Source organism: Pseudomonas sp. WT-JTC, assembly GCF_056711565.1.
Genome location: NZ_CM160042.1, coordinates 6,011,307 through 6,031,692 on the forward strand (window position 1 = coordinate 6,011,307; position 20,386 = coordinate 6,031,692).

The 20,386-nt window shown below is 56.3% G+C and carries 16 protein-coding genes, 2 tRNA genes and 3 rRNA genes; 9 read left to right on the top strand and 12 right to left on the bottom strand.

Annotation, left to right across the window (positions count from 1 at the left end):
* Nucleotides 1-3: 3 nt before the first annotated feature.
* The 8 genes from AC06G5_RS27395 to tyrS form a co-directional block, all read right to left on the bottom strand.
* The gene (locus tag AC06G5_RS27395; RefSeq protein WP_413426418.1) at nt 4-753 is read right to left on the bottom strand and encodes a pantothenate kinase; all 750 of its coding nucleotides are present in this window, start codon (nt 751-753) and stop codon (nt 4-6) included.
* Entirely contained in the window at nt 743-1,702 is a 960-nt protein-coding gene (gene birA / locus AC06G5_RS27400) for a bifunctional biotin--[acetyl-CoA-carboxylase] ligase/biotin operon repressor BirA (RefSeq protein WP_413426416.1), read from the bottom strand. Before birA ends, AC06G5_RS27395 begins: the two co-directional genes overlap by 11 nt.
* Before the next feature lie 136 nt (nt 1,703-1,838).
* Nucleotides 1,839-1,954 (bottom strand): 5S ribosomal RNA (rrf, locus tag AC06G5_RS27405).
* 156 nt (nt 1,955-2,110) lie between these two features.
* A 23S ribosomal RNA gene (locus AC06G5_RS27410) occupies nt 2,111-5,002 on the bottom strand.
* Between the two features lie 239 nt (nt 5,003-5,241).
* A tRNA-Ala gene (locus AC06G5_RS27415) sits at nt 5,242-5,317 on the bottom strand.
* 9 nt (nt 5,318-5,326) lie between these two features.
* Nucleotides 5,327-5,403 (bottom strand) — tRNA-Ile (locus AC06G5_RS27420).
* A 121-nt stretch (nt 5,404-5,524) separates the two neighbouring features.
* Nucleotides 5,525-7,061 (bottom strand): 16S ribosomal RNA (locus AC06G5_RS27425).
* The 16S, 23S and 5S rRNA genes sit together here with 2 tRNA genes alongside, the layout of an rRNA operon.
* Before the next feature lie 494 nt (nt 7,062-7,555).
* Nucleotides 7,556-8,755, bottom strand: a complete 1,200-nt coding sequence (gene tyrS / locus AC06G5_RS27430) for a tyrosine--tRNA ligase (RefSeq protein ID WP_057396307.1) — start codon at nt 8,753-8,755, stop codon at nt 7,556-7,558.
* Nucleotides 8,756-8,966: 211 nt separating this feature from the next.
* On the opposite strand from tyrS, the gene AC06G5_RS27435 reads away from it, so the two are divergent.
* Both AC06G5_RS27435 and AC06G5_RS27440 read left to right on the top strand, forming a co-directional pair.
* On the top strand, nt 8,967-10,385 hold the full coding sequence (locus AC06G5_RS27435; protein ID WP_413424217.1) for a peptidoglycan DD-metalloendopeptidase family protein: 1,419 nt from the start codon (nt 8,967-8,969) through the stop codon (nt 10,383-10,385).
* Between the two features lie 3 nt (nt 10,386-10,388).
* Nucleotides 10,389-11,480: an anhydro-N-acetylmuramic acid kinase gene (locus tag AC06G5_RS27440; protein ID WP_413424215.1), complete on the top strand. Its 1,092-nt coding sequence runs from the start codon at nt 10,389-10,391 to the stop codon at nt 11,478-11,480.
* A 68-nt stretch (nt 11,481-11,548) separates the two neighbouring features.
* Here AC06G5_RS27440 and erpA read toward each other — a convergent pair whose 3' ends face one another.
* Nucleotides 11,549-11,899: an iron-sulfur cluster insertion protein ErpA gene (erpA, locus tag AC06G5_RS27445; RefSeq protein ID WP_007906865.1), complete on the bottom strand. Its 351-nt coding sequence runs from the start codon at nt 11,897-11,899 to the stop codon at nt 11,549-11,551.
* A gap of 166 nt (nt 11,900-12,065) precedes the next feature.
* Nucleotides 12,066-13,100 (bottom strand): N-acetyl-gamma-glutamyl-phosphate reductase, encoded by a 1,035-nt coding sequence (argC, locus tag AC06G5_RS27450; protein WP_413424213.1) that lies wholly within the window; start codon nt 13,098-13,100, stop codon nt 12,066-12,068.
* Between the two features lie 135 nt (nt 13,101-13,235).
* On the opposite strand from argC, the gene hemJ reads away from it, so the two are divergent.
* From hemJ to coq7, 6 genes are all read left to right on the top strand, one after another.
* A complete protein-coding gene (gene hemJ, locus AC06G5_RS27455; protein ID WP_008017444.1) occupies nt 13,236-13,667 on the top strand; it encodes a protoporphyrinogen oxidase HemJ in 432 nt (143 codons plus the stop codon).
* Between the two features lie 33 nt (nt 13,668-13,700).
* Nucleotides 13,701-14,669: an NAD(P)H-dependent flavin oxidoreductase gene (locus AC06G5_RS27460; RefSeq protein ID WP_413424211.1), complete on the top strand. Its 969-nt coding sequence runs from the start codon at nt 13,701-13,703 to the stop codon at nt 14,667-14,669.
* Between the two features lie 93 nt (nt 14,670-14,762).
* Nucleotides 14,763-15,728, top strand: a complete 966-nt coding sequence (locus tag AC06G5_RS27465) for a DUF805 domain-containing protein (RefSeq protein WP_413703932.1) — start codon at nt 14,763-14,765, stop codon at nt 15,726-15,728.
* Nucleotides 15,729-15,789: 61 nt separating this feature from the next.
* The gene (locus tag AC06G5_RS27470) at nt 15,790-16,578 is read left to right on the top strand and encodes an SDR family NAD(P)-dependent oxidoreductase (protein ID WP_413424207.1); all 789 of its coding nucleotides are present in this window, start codon (nt 15,790-15,792) and stop codon (nt 16,576-16,578) included.
* 80 nt (nt 16,579-16,658) lie between these two features.
* Complete coding sequence (locus tag AC06G5_RS27475; RefSeq protein ID WP_007906873.1) at nt 16,659-16,997, top strand: histidine triad nucleotide-binding protein; 339 nt, start codon at nt 16,659-16,661, stop codon at nt 16,995-16,997.
* Between the two features lie 210 nt (nt 16,998-17,207).
* Complete coding sequence (gene coq7, locus AC06G5_RS27480) at nt 17,208-17,855, top strand: 2-polyprenyl-3-methyl-6-methoxy-1,4-benzoquinone monooxygenase (protein ID WP_008051652.1); 648 nt, start codon at nt 17,208-17,210, stop codon at nt 17,853-17,855.
* Nucleotides 17,856-18,049: 194 nt separating this feature from the next.
* On the opposite strand, the gene speD is transcribed toward coq7, so the two are convergent.
* Both speD and AC06G5_RS27490 read right to left on the bottom strand, forming a co-directional pair.
* Nucleotides 18,050-18,841 (bottom strand): adenosylmethionine decarboxylase, encoded by a 792-nt coding sequence (gene speD / locus AC06G5_RS27485; RefSeq protein ID WP_007986012.1) that lies wholly within the window; start codon nt 18,839-18,841, stop codon nt 18,050-18,052.
* A gap of 239 nt (nt 18,842-19,080) precedes the next feature.
* A complete protein-coding gene (locus AC06G5_RS27490; RefSeq protein WP_007994936.1) occupies nt 19,081-19,503 on the bottom strand; it encodes an OsmC family protein in 423 nt (140 codons plus the stop codon).
* Nucleotides 19,504-19,731: 228 nt separating this feature from the next.
* Between AC06G5_RS27490 and crp the strand changes: the two genes are divergently transcribed.
* Nucleotides 19,732-20,376 carry a cAMP-activated global transcriptional regulator CRP gene (gene crp, locus AC06G5_RS27495; protein ID WP_322615055.1) on the top strand — a complete coding sequence of 215 codons (645 nt, stop codon included), beginning with the start codon at nt 19,732-19,734 and terminating at the stop codon, nt 20,374-20,376.
* Nucleotides 20,377-20,386 lie beyond the last annotated feature (10 nt).

The window sequence follows — 20,386 nt, forward strand, 5'->3', positions numbered from 1 at the left end:
ACCTCAGGACAAAGGGCACGCCATAGCCAAGCCGACAAACACCAGATCCGGAACCACCCTGGCCTCGGGCACTATCCCGGACACCAGGGCGGCATCACCACCCGTGAGGAAAACAGCGAAATCCTCACCCCAATGGCTACGAGCCAACTCAAGCTGAGTCAGCACAAACCCCTGAAGCATCAACAGGCAACCGCGCTCGACAGCCTCAACGGTTGTGCGACCAGGGTCGAGGCTCTCCAGAGCACGCTCGGCAGCAAGATCACCGTAACGAATCTTGCGGGTATGCGTGCGCAGCTGATTGCGCATCAACGGCATCCCTGGACATATGAACCCACCGAGATGCCCTCCATCCTCAGCAACGAAGTCCGCGGTCACGGCTGTACCGAAATCAAGCACAAGGCACGCACCGCCCGCCAAATGGAATCCGCCAAGCAAGGCCAGCCAACGATCGAGGCCCAGCTTCTCGAACTCCTCATAGCCGTTACGGACTCCGGACATTTCCCGCGCGGGCGACGCACTGACGACCGACACATCGAAGGACTCCTTCAACAGGGCGATCAACATCCCGGTTTCTTCGACAGTCCTTACACTGACCAATCGGCAATGCTTGAGAGCAAGCCCCTGGAGCGCCTTCAAGTCCGCGAGCAACGCGAGGTCAGAATCGACAACCCCTTCCCCCACCACCAGCCGGGCATTCGCATCGAGCACGCGCCACTTGATAAAACTGTTGCCACAGTCGAGCTCAAGAATCATGACGCAACCTCAGACTCAGCTCGCCACCACTGAAGACTTTTTCCACACCATCCACCTTCAAGCGCAAGGCGCCCTGACTATCAATACCCAGCACTTCGCCATCTATCTGGTTAACGCCCGCAATCAATGAGACTGCACGCCCTTGCCACAGATGATTTTGCTCCCACTCCGCCTGGACCGCCGAAAACCCACCAGCCCGATGACGCACCAGGTATCTCTGCAGCATCACTCCAAGCGTTGCCACCAGGTGATTGCGATCAAACATCCTACCCGACTCCAGACGCATGGACGTCCACTGCTGGTCCACCTCATCGGTCATCTGCATGTTCACGTTTATCCCCACACCCAGCACCACGTGACACACATCAGCAGGATCGCCGACCAGCTCGAGCAATATCCCGGCAATTTTCTTCTGGCCGACCAGGACATCATTCGGCCATTTCAACCCCACCCCAGGGACACCAAGCTCGCGCAAGGCCTGCAGGACGGCAAGCCCGACAACAAGACTCAAACCTTCGAGCTGACGCATTCCACCGTCGATACGCAGTACCAGGCTGTAATAGACGTTTTCCGCGAAAGGACTCGCCCACTTGCGCCCACGCCGCCCGCGCCCGGCAGTCTGCCGCTCAGCCAGCACCAGGAAAGGCGCAGCCTGAAGCCGCTCGATAGCACGCAGTGCCTCGGCATTGGTGGAGTCGATGGAATCGAAGACCAGGACAGGCCAGTCACAAGAAGGCGCAAGTCTCCCGATCTCGGCAGGATCAAGCAATGTCAGCGGCGTCGCCAATTGATAGCCCCGCCCCCTGACTTTATGAATGGCAAGACCCAGCTCAGCCTCCAAATGCTGGAGCTGCTTCCATACCGCACTGCGACTGATGCCCAAGGCAGCACCCAGTGCCTGACCCGAATGGAATCGGCCATCTTTAAGAAGCTCTAACAACGTCAGCATGCAAGTCTCGCCTCACAATGAGGCCCGCATGATAGCCACGCCCCGAGCACTTGCATAGAAACCCGGCGTTACGGATTTCCCGCAGACAAAAACAAAACCCCTACCTGCGTGCGCAGATAGGGGTTTCGGAATTTAATCTTGACGATGACCTACTCTCACATGGGGAAACCCCACACTACCATCGGCGATGCATCGTTTCACTGCTGAGTTCGGGATGGGATCAGGTGGTTCCAACGCTCTATGGTCGTCAAGAAATTCGGGTACTGAGTCGTGGCCGGCTGGCCTCGCTTCAGCAAATTGGGTATGTGATGGAAATCGGTGTTTTGTGAGCGTCGAACTTTCGGTTCTTTCGTCTTCACACACCGCAATCTGATGCTCTTTCGAGTAGTCAAATTGCTTGGGTGTTATATGGTCAAGCCTCACGGGCAATTAGTATTGGTTAGCTCAACGCCTCACAGCGCTTACACACCCAACCTATCAACGTCGTAGTCTTCGACGGCCCTTCAGGGGACTCAAGGTCCCAGTGAGATCTCATCTTGAGGCAAGTTTCCCGCTTAGATGCTTTCAGCGGTTATCTTTTCCGAACATAGCTACCCGGCAATGCCACTGGCGTGACAACCGGAACACCAGAGGTTCGTCCACTCCGGTCCTCTCGTACTAGGAGCAGCCCCTCTCAAATCTCAAACGTCCACGGCAGATAGGGACCGAACTGTCTCACGACGTTCTAAACCCAGCTCGCGTACCACTTTAAATGGCGAACAGCCATACCCTTGGGACCGGCTTCAGCCCCAGGATGTGATGAGCCGACATCGAGGTGCCAAACACCGCCGTCGATATGAACTCTTGGGCGGTATCAGCCTGTTATCCCCGGAGTACCTTTTATCCGTTGAGCGATGGCCCTTCCATACAGAACCACCGGATCACTAAGACCTACTTTCGTACCTGCTCGACGTGTCTGTCTCGCAGTCAAGCGCGCTTTTGCCTTTATACTCTACGACCGATTTCCGACCGGTCTGAGCGCACCTTCGTACTCCTCCGTTACTCTTTAGGAGGAGACCGCCCCAGTCAAACTACCCACCATACACTGTCCTCGATCCGGATAACGGACCTGAGTTAGAACCTCAAAGTTGCCAGGGTGGTATTTCAAGGATGGCTCCACGCGAACTGGCGTCCACGCTTCAAAGCCTCCCACCTATCCTACACAAGCAAATTCAAAGTCCAGTGCAAAGCTATAGTAAAGGTTCACGGGGTCTTTCCGTCTAGCCGCGGATACACTGCATCTTCACAGCGATTTCAATTTCACTGAGTCTCGGGTGGAGACAGCGCCGCCATCGTTACGCCATTCGTGCAGGTCGGAACTTACCCGACAAGGAATTTCGCTACCTTAGGACCGTTATAGTTACGGCCGCCGTTTACCGGGGCTTCGATCAAGAGCTTCGCGTTAGCTAACCCCATCAATTAACCTTCCGGCACCGGGCAGGCGTCACACCCTATACGTCCACTTTCGTGTTTGCAGAGTGCTGTGTTTTTAATAAACAGTCGCAGCGGCCTGGTATCTTCGACCGGCGTGGGCTTACGCAGTAAATGCTTCACCCTCACCGGCGCACCTTCTCCCGAAGTTACGGTGCCATTTTGCCTAGTTCCTTCACCCGAGTTCTCTCAAGCGCCTTGGTATTCTCTACCCAACCACCTGTGTCGGTTTGGGGTACGGTTCCTGGTTACCTGAAGCTTAGAAGCTTTTCTTGGAAGCATGGCATCAACCACTTCGTCACCCAAAGGGTAACTCGTCATCAGCTCTCGGCCTTAAGATCCCGGATTTACCTAAGATCTCAGCCTACCACCTTAAACTTGGACAACCAACGCCAAGCTGGCCTAGCCTTCTCCGTCCCTCCATCGCAATAACCAGAAGTACAGGAATATTAACCTGTTTTCCATCGACTACGCTTTTCAGCCTCGCCTTAGGGACCGACTAACCCTGCGTCGATTAACGTTGCGCAGGAAACCTTGGTCTTTCGGCGTGGGTGTTTTTCACACCCATTGTCGTTACTCATGTCAGCATTCGCACTTCTGATACCTCCAGCAAGCTTCTCAACTCACCTTCACAGGCTTACAGAACGCTCCTCTACCGCATCACTTACGTGATACCCGTAGCTTCGGTGTATGGTTTGAGCCCCGTTACATCTTCCGCGCAGGCCGACTCGACTAGTGAGCTATTACGCTTTCTTTAAAGGGTGGCTGCTTCTAAGCCAACCTCCTAGCTGTCTAAGCCTTCCCACATCGTTTCCCACTTAACCATAACTTTGGGACCTTAGCTGACGGTCTGGGTTGTTTCCCTTTTCACGACGGACGTTAGCACCCGCCGTGTGTCTCCCATGCTCGGCACTTGTAGGTATTCGGAGTTTGCATCGGTTTGGTAAGTCGGGATGACCCCCTAGCCGAAACAGTGCTCTACCCCCTACAGTGATACATGAGGCGCTACCTAAATAGCTTTCGAGGAGAACCAGCTATCTCCGAGCTTGATTAGCCTTTCACTCCGATCCACAGGTCATCCGCTAACTTTTCAACGGTAGTCGGTTCGGTCCTCCAGTCAGTGTTACCTAACCTTCAACCTGCCCATGGATAGATCGCCCGGTTTCGGGTCTATTCCCAGCGACTAGACGCCCTATTAAGACTCGCTTTCGCTACGCCTCCCCTATTCGGTTAAGCTCGCCACTGAAAATAAGTCGCTGACCCATTATACAAAAGGTACGCAGTCACCCAACAAAGTGGGCTCCCACTGCTTGTACGCATACGGTTTCAGGATCTATTTCACTCCCCTCTCCGGGGTTCTTTTCGCCTTTCCCTCACGGTACTAGTTCACTATCGGTCAGTCAGTAGTATTTAGCCTTGGAGGATGGTCCCCCCATATTCAGACAAAGTTTCTCGTGCTCCGTCCTACTCGATTTCATGACCAAGAGATTTTCGCGTACAGGGCTATCACCCACTATGGCCGCACTTTCCAGAGCGTTCCGCTAATCTCAAAGCCACTTAAGGGCTAGTCCCCGTTCGCTCGCCACTACTAAGGGAATCTCGGTTGATTTCTTTTCCTCAGGGTACTTAGATGTTTCAGTTCCCCTGGTTCGCCTCTTGCACCTATGTATTCAGTACAAGATAACCATCTTATGATGGCTGGGTTCCCCCATTCAGACATCTCCGGATCAAAGTCTGTTTGCCGACTCCCCGAAGCTTTTCGCAGGCTACCACGTCTTTCATCGCCTCTGACTGCCAAGGCATCCACCGTATGCGCTTCTTCACTTGACCATATAACCCCAAGCAATCTGGTTATACTATGAAGACGACATTCGCCGAAAATTCGCACTTGCTCTAAGAGCAACTCACAAATTTTACCTTAGCCTGATCCGTTACCAGTGAAAGTAACGTTCAGTCTATCTTTCTATCACATACCCAAATTTTTAAAGAACGATCTAATCAAAAGACTAGAAATCAATATTCATCGCGGAATATTCATTTCTAAACTCTTCGACACGTGAAGCAGTTTATGGTGGAGCCAAACGGGATCGAACCGTTGACCTCCTGCGTGCAAGGCAGGCGCTCTCCCAGCTGAGCTATGGCCCCATACAAAATTGGTGGGTCTGGGCAGATTCGAACTGCCGACCTCACCCTTATCAGGGGTGCGCTCTAACCAACTGAGCTACAGACCCAATTTCGAGCTTGTAACTGTTAGCGTGAGCTATCAGCTTGGAGCTTAAAGCTGCTTCTATCGTCTTCTTCAATGAATCAAGCAATTCGTGTGGGAACTTATGGAGCAGCTGAGTCGTCGATTAAGGAGGTGATCCAGCCGCAGGTTCCCCTACGGCTACCTTGTTACGACTTCACCCCAGTCATGAATCACACCGTGGTAACCGTCCTCCCGAAGGTTAGACTAGCTACTTCTGGTGCAACCCACTCCCATGGTGTGACGGGCGGTGTGTACAAGGCCCGGGAACGTATTCACCGCGACATTCTGATTCGCGATTACTAGCGATTCCGACTTCACGCAGTCGAGTTGCAGACTGCGATCCGGACTACGATCGGTTTTATGGGATTAGCTCCACCTCGCGGTTTGGCAACCCTCTGTACCGACCATTGTAGCACGTGTGTAGCCCAGGCCGTAAGGGCCATGATGACTTGACGTCATCCCCACCTTCCTCCGGTTTGTCACCGGCAGTCTCCTTAGAGTGCCCACCATTACGTGCTGGTAACTAAGGACAAGGGTTGCGCTCGTTACGGGACTTAACCCAACATCTCACGACACGAGCTGACGACAGCCATGCAGCACCTGTCTCAATGTTCCCGAAGGCACCAATCCATCTCTGGAAAGTTCATTGGATGTCAAGGCCTGGTAAGGTTCTTCGCGTTGCTTCGAATTAAACCACATGCTCCACCGCTTGTGCGGGCCCCCGTCAATTCATTTGAGTTTTAACCTTGCGGCCGTACTCCCCAGGCGGTCAACTTAATGCGTTAGCTGCGCCACTAAGAGCTCAAGGCTCCCAACGGCTAGTTGACATCGTTTACGGCGTGGACTACCAGGGTATCTAATCCTGTTTGCTCCCCACGCTTTCGCACCTCAGTGTCAGTATCAGTCCAGGTGGTCGCCTTCGCCACTGGTGTTCCTTCCTATATCTACGCATTTCACCGCTACACAGGAAATTCCACCACCCTCTACCATACTCTAGCTTGTCAGTTTTGAATGCAGTTCCCAGGTTGAGCCCGGGGCTTTCACATCCAACTTAACAAACCACCTACGCGCGCTTTACGCCCAGTAATTCCGATTAACGCTTGCACCCTCTGTATTACCGCGGCTGCTGGCACAGAGTTAGCCGGTGCTTATTCTGTCGGTAACGTCAAAACACTAACGTATTAGGTTAATGCCCTTCCTCCCAACTTAAAGTGCTTTACAATCCGAAGACCTTCTTCACACACGCGGCATGGCTGGATCAGGCTTTCGCCCATTGTCCAATATTCCCCACTGCTGCCTCCCGTAGGAGTCTGGACCGTGTCTCAGTTCCAGTGTGACTGATCATCCTCTCAGACCAGTTACGGATCGTCGCCTTGGTGAGCCATTACCTCACCAACTAGCTAATCCGACCTAGGCTCATCTGATAGCGCAAGGCCCGAAGGTCCCCTGCTTTCTCCCGTAGGACGTATGCGGTATTAGCGTCCCTTTCGAGACGTTGTCCCCCACTACCAGGCAGATTCCTAGGCATTACTCACCCGTCCGCCGCTAAATTCGGGAGCAAGCTCCCGTCATCCGCTCGACTTGCATGTGTTAGGCCTGCCGCCAGCGTTCAATCTGAGCCATGATCAAACTCTTCAGTTCAAACATCTTTGGGTTTTGAGAAAACCCTAAACTTGGCTCAGCAATCGTTGGTTACATCTTTGATTTCTCGCGGAGTAACTTGTGATGCTGATAATCTGTTGACTAGCAGTCTGACTCCACAAGCACCCACACGAATTGCTTGATTCAGTTGTTAAAGAGCGGTTGGTTAAGATCTTTCGTCTCAACCGAGGCGCGCATTCTACAGCAGCCTCATTTACTGTCAAGTGATTTTTTTCAGAAGTTTTCAAGGAATCCTTAACAACTTCAACCACTTGCGCTTCCGATCTCTCGTCAGCGGGAGGCGAATTCTACAGCGTTACACGCTGCTGTCAACACCTCTTTTTCAACTTCCTTTCGGCTTCGATGACCTGAAGCAACCTGCTGCCGAAACCTACATAACTCTTTGTTTTCCAAGGAGTTTTCCGTTTCGACTGCGCCGGAAGTGGGGCGAATTATAGGCTTCTAAAATTCGCCGTCAACACTTTATTTCAACTTTATTCAGCCTTGAGCGTAATACGCGCAAATGCCTTCTTGCCGGCCTGGCAAACATGGGTTGCACCCAACGCATATATAAAGGTGCGATCAACCACCTCACCATCTATACGCACGCCACCCGAACCGAGAAGATCTCGCGCCATCGCCGAGTTCTTCACCAGGCCCGCTTTATTAAGGACGGCAGCGATCGGCATATCTTCGGCAGCCGTCAATTCGATCTCTGGCAGATCATCCGGCAGCTCGCCTTCCTTCATACGGTTACCGGCTGCACGATGAGCATTGGCCGCAGCCTCCTCACCATGGAAGCGCGCAACGATCTCTTCAGCCAGCTTGATCTTGATATCGCGCGGATTGGCGCCCGCCTCCACATCAGCGCGAAACGCATTGATCTCATCCATGGAGCGGAAGCTGAGCAACTCGAAGTATCGCCACATCAGCACATCCGGAATGGAGACCAGCTTGCTGTACATCACGCCCGGCGCTTCCTGGATACCGACGTAGTTGCCCAGGGACTTGGACATCTTCTTCACGCCATCCAGGCCTTCAAGCAGCGGCATGGTCAAAATGCACTGGGCTTCCTGACCATAACCACGCTGCAGCTCACGCCCCATCAGCAAGTTGAACTTCTGATCGGTGCCGCCGAGCTCGACGTCTGCGCGCAGAGCTACCGAGTCGTAACCCTGAACCAGCGGATAGAGGAACTCATGAATGGCGATCGGCTGATTGGTCGTGTAGCGCTTGTCGAAGTCATCGCGCTCGAGCATGCGAGCCACGGTGTACTGCGAAGTCAGGCGAATGAAGTCGGCCGGCCCCATCTGATCCATCCAGGTGGAGTTGAATGCCACCTCGGTTTTAGCCGGATCCAGAATCTTGAAGACCTGAGTCTTGTAGGTCTCGGCGTTCTCGAGAACCTGCTCGCGAGTGAGCGGCGGGCGCGTAGCACTCTTGCCGCTCGGATCACCGATCATCCCGGTGAAGTCACCAATCAGGAAGATCACCTGATGCCCCAGTTCCTGGAACTGGCGCAGCTTATTGATAAGCACGGTGTGACCCAAGTGCAGATCCGGAGCCGTTGGATCGAAGCCCGCCTTAATACGTAGCGGCTGGCCACGCTTGAGCTTTTCAATCAGCTCGGACTCGACCAACAGTTCTTCCGCACCACGTTTGATCAGCGCTAGCTGCTCTTCAACCGACTTCATAACAGACCCGCAAGGCTCAGATTCAAAGGGAACCAACCATACAAGATCGCGCGTCAAATACAAGGTTTGCCCGGCGCACGGACGCCAATCCGCAGACAGGGTGCCTGCGGACTTGCTTCAAAGATGATTTGGTTATATTTTATACAGTTATTTCATCTTCATCATGTCATTCATCTTTTCCAATTCATCTTTTTCAAAGTCAAAACCACTTATGACCACAGAATCGTCTAAAGCGCCGCCGCTTTACCCGAAAACCCACCTGCTCGCCGCAAGTGGCATCGCCGCCCTTCTCAGCCTGGCGCTCCTGGTATTCCCTTCCAGCGATGTTGAAGCCAAAAAGACGACCCTCAGTCTTGAACTGGAAAGTCCTGCTGAACAACTGACACAAGATCAAGACGCTGCTGACGCCGTTCAAGCCACAAATGAACCAGCAACATCTCCCTTCGCGCAGATCGACAACAGCGCCGAGGACACCCAGGAAACAGCTCTGGCCGAGCCGGCGCCGGTCGTCGAAGAAAAGAAGCCGGCAAGCCACAGGGAAGTGATCGTCGCCAAGGGCGACACCCTCTCTACTCTGTTCGCGAAAGTCGGCCTCCCCACCACCTCAGTGCATGAAATACTGGCCAGCGACAAGCAGGCCAAGCAGTTCAGCCAGCTCAAGCATGGGCAAAAACTCGAATTCGAACTGAGCCCTGACGGCCAGTTGAGCAACTTGCACAGCAAGCTCAACGACCTCGAAAGCATCAGCCTGACCAAGAACGACAAGGGCTACACGTTCAACCGCATTACCGCGAAACCGAGCGTGCGCTCCGCTTACGTTCACGGCGTGATCAACAGCTCGCTGTCGCAGTCCGCGGCCCGTGCAGGCCTGTCCCACAGCCTGACCATGGACATGGCCAGCGTGTTTGGCTACGACGTGGACTTTGCCCAGGATATTCGCCAGGGCGACGAATTCGACGTGATCTACGAGCAAAAGGTAGTCAACGGCAAAGCCGTCGGCAACGGCCCGATCCTGTCGGCGCGTTTCACCAACCGCGGCAAGACCTACACCGCGGTTCGCTACACCAACAAACAGGGCAACAGCAGCTACTACACCGCTGACGGCAACAGCATGCGCAAGGCGTTCATCCGCACACCGGTGGACTTTGCCCGCATCAGCTCGAAGTTTTCCATGGGCCGCAAACACCCGATCCTGAACAAGATCCGCGCCCACAAAGGTGTCGACTACGCTGCGCCGCGCGGTACGCCGATCAAGGCGGCCGGTGATGGCAAGGTGTTGCTCGCCGGCCGCCGTGGTGGCTACGGCAATACCGTGATCCTCCAGCACGGCAATACCTACACCACGCTCTATGGCCATATGCAAGGCTTCGCCAAAGGCGTGAAGACTGGCGGCACGGTGAAACAGGGCCAGGTGATTGGCTATATCGGCACTACCGGCCTCTCCACCGGGCCGCACTTGCACTACGAGTTCCAGGTCAATGGCGTGCACGTCGACCCGCTGGGCCAGAAACTGCCGATGGCCGATCCGATTGCCAAGGCCGAACGCGCACGCTTCCTCGCCCAAAGCCAGCCGCTGATGGCGCGCATGGAACAGGAAAAAGCCACCCTGCTGGCTTCGAGCAAGCGTTAAGTCATGGCGCTCTATATAGGTGTGATGTCCGGGACCAGCCTTGATGGCCTGGATATCGCGCTGATCGAGCAAGCCCCGGCGATCAGGCTGATTGCCTCCCACTACATCCCGATGCCCGATTCCCTGCGCGCCGAGCTACTTGGCTTGTGCGCCAGTGGCCCGGACGAAATTGCCCGCTCCGCCGTCGCCCAGCAGAACTGGGTGAAACTGGCAGCCCAAGGGATTCATGCCCTTCTCGCTCAACAGCAATTGAAGCCTGACGACATTCGGGCAATCGGTAGCCATGGCCAGACCATCCGTCATGAACCGGCTCGCGGTTTTACCGTGCAGATCGGCAACCCGGCCCTGCTGACGGAGCTGACTGGCATCACCGTGGTCAGCGATTTCCGCAGCCGCGATGTTGCTGCCGGCGGGCAAGGCGCACCGCTGGTTCCCGCCTTTCATGAAGCCCTGTTTGAAAAACGGGCCGGCAACCGCGCGGTGCTGAACGTAGGCGGCTTCAGCAACCTCAGCCTGATCGAGCCCGGCAAGCCGGTTGCCGGTTTCGACTGCGGCCCAGGCAATGTGCTGCTGGACGCCTGGATTAATCAGCAACGCGGCGATCACTTTGACCGTGACGGCCAATGGGCTGCCAGTGGCAACGTCCGACCGGTGCTGTTGAATGCGCTGCTCAGCGATCCGTTCTTTGTCACCAAAGGCCCGAAGAGTACCGGCCGGGAAGTGTTCAACCTGCCATGGCTGACGCAGCATCTGGCACAACTGCCAGCCTTCAGCGCCGAGGATGTTCAGGCGACGCTGCTTGAGCTGACCGCGCTGACCATCATCGAGTCACTGCAAAGTGCCCAGGCAGACACGCAGGAACTGCTGGTCTGCGGCGGCGGCGCCCACAACACCGCGCTGATGAGTCGCCTGGCCAACCTGTTGCCAAACGCAAGTGTCAGCAGCACCGCTACTTACGGTGTAGACCCCGACTGGGTCGAAGCCATGGCCTTTGCGTGGCTGGCTCATTGCTGCCTCGAAGGCATCGCTGCAAACCGCCCGAGCGTTACCGGTGCCCGTGGTTTGCGCGTACTCGGCGCCATCTACCCCGCCTGAATCCTCCACACAGCAAAACGCCGCAAGACCATGAGGCCGTGCGGCGTTTTGTGGAACAGGTGCGCTGATCAGATCGAGAACGAAGAACCGCAGCCACAGGTGGTGGTCGCATTCGGGTTCTTGATGACGAAACGCGAACCTTCCAGACCTTCCTGGTAGTCCACTTCGGCACCCGCCAGATACTGGAAGCTCATCGGATCGACCACCAGACTCACACCTTCGCGCTCGACGATGGTGTCGTCATCGGCCACTTCCTCATCGAAAGTGAAGCCGTACTGAAAACCTGAACAACCGCCGCCCGTAACGAATACGCGCAGCTTCAAGCGATCATTCCCCTCTTCATCGACCAGGCTCTTCACCTTGTGCGCGGCACCGTGGGTGAATTGCAAAGCCGTGGGGGTGAAGGATTCGACGCTCATGCTGACTATCTCCCGGCGTTACGCCGTCATATTGCGTGATGACGCGCATTATCCGCTTCTCCTAGAAAAGCGGTCAACTATTGTTATGGTATATCAACCAATCCAATCGCCGGCCCGGAATGCAAAAAGGCCCGTCAGACGGGCCTTTTGCTGTACTCGATAAACCTTACGGCAACATGCCTGCGTGAGACAGGCCCAGACGCTCGTCCAGCCCGAACAGAATGTTCAGGTTCTGCACCGCCTGCCCCGACGCCCCTTTGACCAGGTTGTCGATCACCGACAGCACTACCACCAGATCGCCATCCTGAGGGCGATGCACGGCAATACGGCAGACGTTGGCACCCCGTACGCTACGAGTCTCCGGATGGCTGCCGGCAGGCATCACATCGACGAACGGTTCGTTGGCATAACGCTTTTCAAACAGCGCCTGCAGATCCACCGAACGATCAACAACAGTGGCGTAGAGCGTCGAGTGAATGCCGCGAATCATCGGTGTCAGGTGTGGAACGAAGGTCAGGCCGACATCCTTGCCCGCTGCACGACGCAGCCCCTGGCGAATTTCCGGCAGGTGACGGTGACCTTTGACGGCATAGGCCTTCATGCTTTCCGAAGTCTCGGAATACAGCGAGCCTACGGAGGCACCACGACCGGCACCGCTGACGCCGGATTTGCAGTCGGCAATCAGATGCGAAACATCGGCCAGGCCGGCTTCGAGCAATGGCAGGAAACCCAATTGCGTTGCAGTCGGGTAGCAGCCAGGCACGGCGATCAGGCGTGCTTTCCTGATCTGCTCGCGATTGACTTCCGGCAAGCCGTAAACCGCCTCGTCCAGCAACTCCGGTGCGCCGTGCGGCTGGCCGTACCACTTGGCCCATTCATCCGCGTCTTGCAGACGGAAGTCGGCCGACAGGTCGATGACCTTGGTCCCGGCCGCCAGCAGTTCACCCGCCAAGGCGTGGGCAACACCGTGCGGCGTGGCGAAGAACACCACATCGCAAGCACCGAGGGTCTTGATGTCCGGAACGCTGAACGCCAGGCCGTCGTAATGGCCTCGCAGGTTCGGGTACATGTCGGCTACGGCCAGGCCGGCCTCGGATCGGGAAGTGATGACAACCACTTCAGCTTGCGGATGTTGCGCCAACAGACGCAGCAGTTCGACACCGGTGTAACCCGTGCCGCCGACGATACCGACCTTGACCATAAACCTGCCCTCAACGAACCCACTGGAAAGCCGTCGATAATAGGGGGCGCGCGCCCCTGCGACAACCGTCAAGGTGACGTGCGGAGCCTCAAGCCTCTACTATTCCGGCTACCGTGAATTGGGGAATAACTAAAAATGCTTTATCTGTGGCTCAAAGCGCTTCACATCGTCAGCGTCGTCAGCTGGTTTGCCGGCCTGTTCTACCTGCCGCGGCTGTTCGTCTATCACGCTCAAAGCGAAGATACCGTCAGCAAGGAACGCTTCAGCATCATGGAGCGCAAGCTCTACCGAGGCATCATGGGCCCGGCGATGATCGCGACGCTGATCTTTGGCGGCTGGCTGATCAGCCTCAATCCGAGTGCGTATTTCACTCAGGGTGGCTGGATGCACGCCAAGCTGACGCTGGTGGTGATTCTGATCGGCTACCACCACATGTGCGGCGCGCAGGTAAAACGTTTTGCCCGTGGCGAAAACACCCGCAGCCATGTCTTTTATCGCTGGTTCAATGAGGTTCCGGTTCTGATATTGCTGGCAATCGTAATTCTGGTCGTCGTTCGGCCGTTCTAAATCCAATAGGCACAACTCACCGGGGTACTTCCAATGTCGCTGCCCGCTCTGCTCGAACAACGTTTGCGTCTGCCCGTAGTGGCAGCGCCGATGTTCCTGATTTCCAATCCGCAATTGGTACTCGCCTGTTGTCGCCAGGGCGTGGTCGGCAGCTTCCCGGCGCTGAATCAGCGTGAAAGCAGTGGTTTCAAGGCCTGGCTGGAAGAAATCGAAGCGGGGCTTGCGACACTGGAAAACCCCGCGCCTTATGCCGTGAACCTGATCGTCCATAACAGCAATCCACGCTTACAGGCAGATCTGCAGATCTGCGTCGAACACAAAGTGCCGATCGTGATCACCAGCCTCGGCGCCGTAAAGGAACTGGTCGACGCGGTCCATGGCTACGGTGGCCTGGTGTTCCATGATGTGACAACCCGTCGTCATGCCGAGAAAGCGGCCGAAGCGGGCGTGGATGGCTTGATTGCCGTGGCGGCCGGTGCCGGTGGGCACGCCGGGACCTGGAGCCCGTTCTCGCTGATTGCCGAGATCCGCCAGTTCTTCGACAAGACCCTGTTGCTGGCCGGTTGCTTGAACCACGGCCATGAAATTCTTGCCGCCCAATTGCTCGGCGCGGATCTGGCCTACTTCGGCACGCGATTTATCGGCACGACCGAAAGCCACGCACCCGACGCCTACAAAGAAATGCTGCTGTCTTCCAAAGCGGCAGACATCATCCATACTCCAGCCGTGTCAGGTGTCCCCGCGAGCTTCATGCGCAAGAGCCTGGAGGCCGCCGGTTTCGACATGGCCGCCTTGCAAGGCAAGGGCGAGATCAACTTCGGCTCCAAGCTCAAGCCCGTGAGCGATGAAGCCAAAGCCTGGAAGACCGTTTGGTCCGCAGGCCAGGGCGTGGGAGAAATCGAGGACTTGCCGAGCGTCGAGCAGTTGATTGCACGTCTCGACGCCGAGTACCGCCAGGCCCTGGAGCATGCGGCCCGGTTGCCCAAACGCTGGCCGCGCTGACAGTAAAACTTGGCCAGCCTCACCCGGCTGGCCTTACACTCGCCCGGACACAACATTCTTCTTTCAACCGCTCGCGACAAGGATGCCTCGAATATGGACGAAAACCGTTTCAAGATCGTCTTCGAGGGTGGCTTGCTGCCCGGTGTCGACACCACCACTGCAAAGCTCAACCTCGCCGACTTGTTCAAAAGCGATGTCGCGGCCATCGAACGCCTGTTCAGCGGGCGTCCGGTAGCGCTCAAACGCAACCTGTCGCAGGCCGATGCCCAGACCTACCTCCAGGCACTGAGCAAAACCGGTATCGACGCCCGCATCGAAGCCGAAACACCGATCGAGTTGAACCTCGCCGACGTGCATGACCATACTCCGGCCAGCAATCAGGCCCCTTTGGCAGATCCGCTGTCTCCTTACGCTCCACCTCGCGCGCCCGTCGGCGAAGCCGTGGCGGAATTCGCCATACTCAAGCCATTCAGTTTCGATGGCCGAATCGGCCGCTTGCGTTACCTCGCCTGGACGTTGGTGCTGTCAACTGTGCTCCTGGCTGTTTGCGGGGTGTTTGCATTGGTCGCTCTGGCTCTCATCGGCGCGGATTCGACCGCCGGCCTGATATTGGGCAGCATGCTGGCCTTGATCCTGTTCGTCGGATTTGTATTCGTCAGCATCCAGATCACCGTTCAACGTTTGCACGATGTCGGCTGGTCCGGCTGGCTGTGGCTGCTGAACCTGGTGCCGTTCGTTGGCAGTTTCTTCCCGTTCGTGATCATGGTCGTACCGGGCAACGACACCGCCAACCGCTACGGCCCGCCGCCTCCGCCGAACAGTACCGCGGTCAAGGTATTGTCTTCGCTGTGGCTGATTGTTATCGCGCTGATTCTGTTCGGCTCGCTGGCCGGTGGTCTCACGGCGATACGGGAAGGATACAAAAGCGCCGCACAGAGTAGCTACGAAAGCAGTTCGGTCATCACGGATGAAATCGACGTCGAGGTCGAACCGCTGCCAAATTCCGCCAACGATGCAGCCGAAGAGGCCCAGCCCCCTGTAGACTCTGCGAAAGAATGAACAGCGCTCCTGGCCCGTGACACCTGCGTCGCGGCGCGGAGCTGTTGCGATGGAGAACTGCATGACCCGTTACGCTCTGATCACTGGCGCCTCCAGCGGCATCGGCCTGGCAATGGCCGAAGCGCTGGCCCGGCGCGGCCGCAGCCTGATTCTGGTGGCCCGACAACGTGATCAGCTGGAAAGCATTGCGATTGAACTGACCCAAAGGTTCGGTGTGGAAGTGTTGTTCCGTGCCTGCGACCTGGGCGAACCGCTGCGCCTGTCCGGATTCCTGCTGGAGCTGGAAGAAGGCGACCGGCAGATCGACCTGCTGGTCAACTGCGCCGGTATCGGCACATGCGGCCCGTTTCTGGCCCAGGACTGGATGACCGAGCAAGACCTGATCGAAGTGAACATCCTCGCCCTCACCCGCCTGTGTCACGCCATCGGCAACAGCATGGCCCTGCAAGGCGGCGGGCAGATTCTGAATGTGGCCTCGGTGGCGGCGTTTCAACCGGGACCGTGGATGAGTACCTATTACGCCAGCAAGGCCTATGTGCTGCACTTTTCCGAAGGATTGCGCGTCGAGCTGAAAAAGTGCGCGGTCAAGGTTTCCGTGCTCTGCCCCGGACCGACCCGCACGGCGTTTTTCCGCACCGCGCAACTCAACAGCGACAAACTGACCAACAGCAATTTGTTGATGAGCCCCGAGGAAGTGGCGCTCTACACCGTACGCGCACTGGAAAAGAATCGCGCGATCATTATTCCGGGGCGGCGCAACCGCTGGCTTGCCTTCCTGCCAAGGCTCGGCTCGCGCTGGCTGACTCGCACGATCGCCGGCATGGTCAACAAGGCTTACTGCCCGCGCTGATCCAACTCAAGGTAAAAGGCTGGGCGCTGGCATAAGCCATGAGTACACTCAGGCCAGCCCAAACAACGGAGAAAACAGCTGTGGATACTCTGTTCACCAAGATCATCAACCGGGAAATCCCGGCGAAGATCATTTACGAGGACGACCAGGTACTGGCCTTCCACGACATCGCCCCACAGGCACCGGTACATTTCCTGGTAGTCCCGAAGAAACCGGTGCGCACCCTCAACGACCTCACCGAGGACGATAAGGCGCTGGCCGGGCACATTCTGTTCACCGCGCAGCGTCTGGCCCTGGAACTGGGCTGTGAAGAAGGTTTCCGGGTGGTCATGAACTGCAATGAATTGGGTGGACAAACCGTCTACCACATTCATATGCACGTGTTGGGTCAGCGCCAGATGCACTGGCCGCCGGGCTGAGTTACTGCCTCACCTTGTGGGAGCGGGCTTGCTCGCGAAGACGGAGTATCAGCCAGCATAGATGCTGAATGTCAGTCCCTCTTCGCGAGCAAGCCCGCTCCCACAAGGGCATCACAGGACTGTCACAGCCTCTGCATCACAATGACCCAGCGCAATCCTTCCCCGGCCGTTTGGGTTAAACTGGCCACCGAAATTCCCCCGGAGGTCAGCATGACTACCCAACGTCACTACTCGCCGATTGACCGCCTTCTGCTGCAAGCCGATGCCGCGATGCGTACCCTGCTGCCCTTCAGCGGCCAGCCGTACCGTCCGTCGCCCGCCATCGTGCAGCCGGATGCAAAAATGAGCGATGAAGACACACGCCACGTTGCCGGCCTGATGCGCATCAACCATACCGGCGAAGTCTGTGCCCAGGCGTTGTATCAGGGGCAGGCGCTGACCGCCAAACTGCCGCAAGTGCGTGCTGCCATGGAACATGCCGCCGAAGAAGAAATCGATCACCTGGTCTGGTGCGAACAACGCATCCATCAACTGGGTAGCCACACCAGCATCCTCAATCCGCTGTTTTATGGCATGTCTTTCGGGATTGGCGCAGTGGCAGGCCTGATCAGCGATAAAGTCAGCCTGGGGTTCGTTGCGGCAACGGAAGACCAGGTGTGCAAACACCTGAACGAACACCTGGAACAATTGCCGGCCGAGGATGAAAAGTCCCGGGCAATTCTTGAGCAGATGCGTATCGATGAAGAACAGCATGCCGAAAGTGCACTGGATGCTGGCGGGTTCCGTTTTCCGGCGCCGGTGAAATTCGGGATGAGCCTGATGGCCAAGGTGATGACCAAGAGTACTTACCGGATCTGACTCTGTTTTTTTTTGTAGGAGCGAGCCGGCTCGCGAAAAACGTCAGGGCAACGCGTTAATGCAGCAAACACTCGTTATCGTTGACGTCCATCGTCGGAACGCCGCCCGGAGCAAGCTCGCTCCTACAAGAACCACCAGCCAGAATAAAAAAGGCGACTGCCGTGAGGGAGTCGCCTTTTTTGTGCTTGAAAAGCTTACGCCATGTTGCGCGCGTAGAAGATTTCGAGCATTTCGTGTTTCACCCGCTCGGTCACCTGGGCGCGCTGCTCAGAGGACAGGTTGCTGGTGGCATCGCCGAACAGGTAGTTATCCAGTTCGAAGTTCTTCAGCAGCATCTTGGTGTGGAACAGGTTTTCCTGGTACACGTTCACGTCGGTCATCTGGTACGCGTCGTAAGTGTCGTCGGAGAGGTAGTTCTGGATCGAATTGATCTCATGGTCGATGAAGTGCTTTTTGCCTTCAACGTCACGGGTGAAGCCGCGCACACGGTAGTCCACGGTCACGATGTCCGAATCGAACTGGTGAATCAGGAAGTTGAGCGCTTTAAGCGGTGAAATGACCCCGCAAGTCGACACGTCGATGTCCACACGGAAAGTTGCAATACCGCTGACCGGATGGATTTCCGGGTAGGTGTGCACCGTGATGTGGCTCTTGTCGAGGTGGGCCAGAATGATTTCGGGCAGCGGGCCCGGGGATTCTTCGATCTGACTATCGGTCGGGGTTACCGGCTCTTCGGAGATCAGGATCGTGACGCTGGCGCCCTGCGGCTCATAGTCCTGACTGGCAATGTTCAGGATGTTGGCACCAATGATATCGACAACTTCCGTGAGAATCTGCGTCAGGCGCTTCGCGTTGTACTCTTTATTGATGTACTCGACGTAAGCCTGCTGGTCTTGCGGGGTTTCCGCGTAGCAGATGTCATAGATGTTGAAGCTCAAGGTCTTTGTCAGGTTATTGAACCCGTGGAGCTTGAGTTTGCTTTTCACCGTTAAAAACTCTCTATGTGTTTGCGGCCAGGCCGCGTGATCAAGCATGCCCGTCAGATGCGAACAACGCAGCTGCGTAGGACGGTTAACACCTCTTCGCGATGGCGATTTTGGTTGTCTGTTCGGGTACGAGGCCTGTCGGCTGACGGGCCACTACCCTGAAAAAAGTGGCGCATTATGCAGACGTCAGCTTGTGTTCGCCAGAGTCTGCACTGCTTTTATGATAGTTGAATGTCGATTCAACCGAGCTCGATGATCTCGTAGTCGTGGGTGATTGCCACGCCTGCCGCGCCGAGCATGATCGAGGCCGAGCAATACTTCTCGGCAGACAATTCGATGGCGCGCTTGACCTGGGCTTCTTTCAGGCCGCGGCCCTTGACCACGAAGTGCATGTGGATCCTGGTGAACACCTTTGGATCTTCGGTCGCACGCTCGGCTTCAAGGAAGGCTTCACAGCTTTCGACCGCCTGGCGGGACTTCTTGAGGATGCTGACCACATCGAAATTGCTGCAACCGCCGACACCCAGCAGCAGCATTTCCATCGGCCGGACACCCAGATTGCGTCCACCGGCATCGGGCGGACCGTCCATGACCACGACATGACCGCTACCGGATTCGCCGAGGAACATGGCTTCGCCAGCCCATTGGATGCGTGCCTTCATCGCCAAGACTCCACTGTATAAAAAAGGGTCGCCAGCTTAGCACAGGCCCCGTGATTGACAGCGTCCGGCGTCCTAGGACATATCCCACCAACTTGTAGGTAAATGCTCGAATATTTCAGGAAGTGTCTGTTAAGCTGACGCCAATTCAATGGCGCATGGCCAGCTTTACTCCAGCGTTCACTATTCATAAAAACCAAACATACCGTGCAGTCTTTTCGGGATACAACCATGGTTGCTATTGCCCCCAACCCCAAGATCAAGAACCTCGACAAGCTGTTGATGCATTGCCAGCGCCGCCGTTATCAGGCCAAGAGCAACATCATTTGTGCTGGCGACCGCTCGGAAACGCTGTTTTTCATCCTCAAAGGCTCAGTCACCATCCTGATTGAAGATGACGACGGCCGGGAAATGATCATTTCCTACCTGAACGCCGGGGACTTTTTCGGCGAGTTGGGCCTGTTTGAGCAAGCCGGCCTGGAGCAGGAACGCAGTGCCTGGGTGCGGGCCAAGGTTGAATGCGAAGTTGCGGAAATCAGCTACGCAAAATTCCGCGAGTTATCCCTGCAGGATCCGGACATTCTTTACGTCCTCAGCGGACAAATCGCACAGCGCCTGCGCAACACCACGCGCAAGGTCGGTGACCTGGCATTTTTTGACGTGACTGGCCGCGTTGCCCGCTGCCTGCTGGAGCTGTGCAAACAGCCAGACGCCATGACTCACCCCGACGGCATGCAAATCAAGGTGACCCGTCAGGAAATCGGGCGGATTGTCGGTTGTTCCCGGGAGATGGTCGGTCGCGTGCTCAAGGATCTGGAAGAACGCAACCTGGTGGACGTCAAAGGCAAGACCATGGTGGTCTTCGGTACGCGATAAGCTCGAAAAC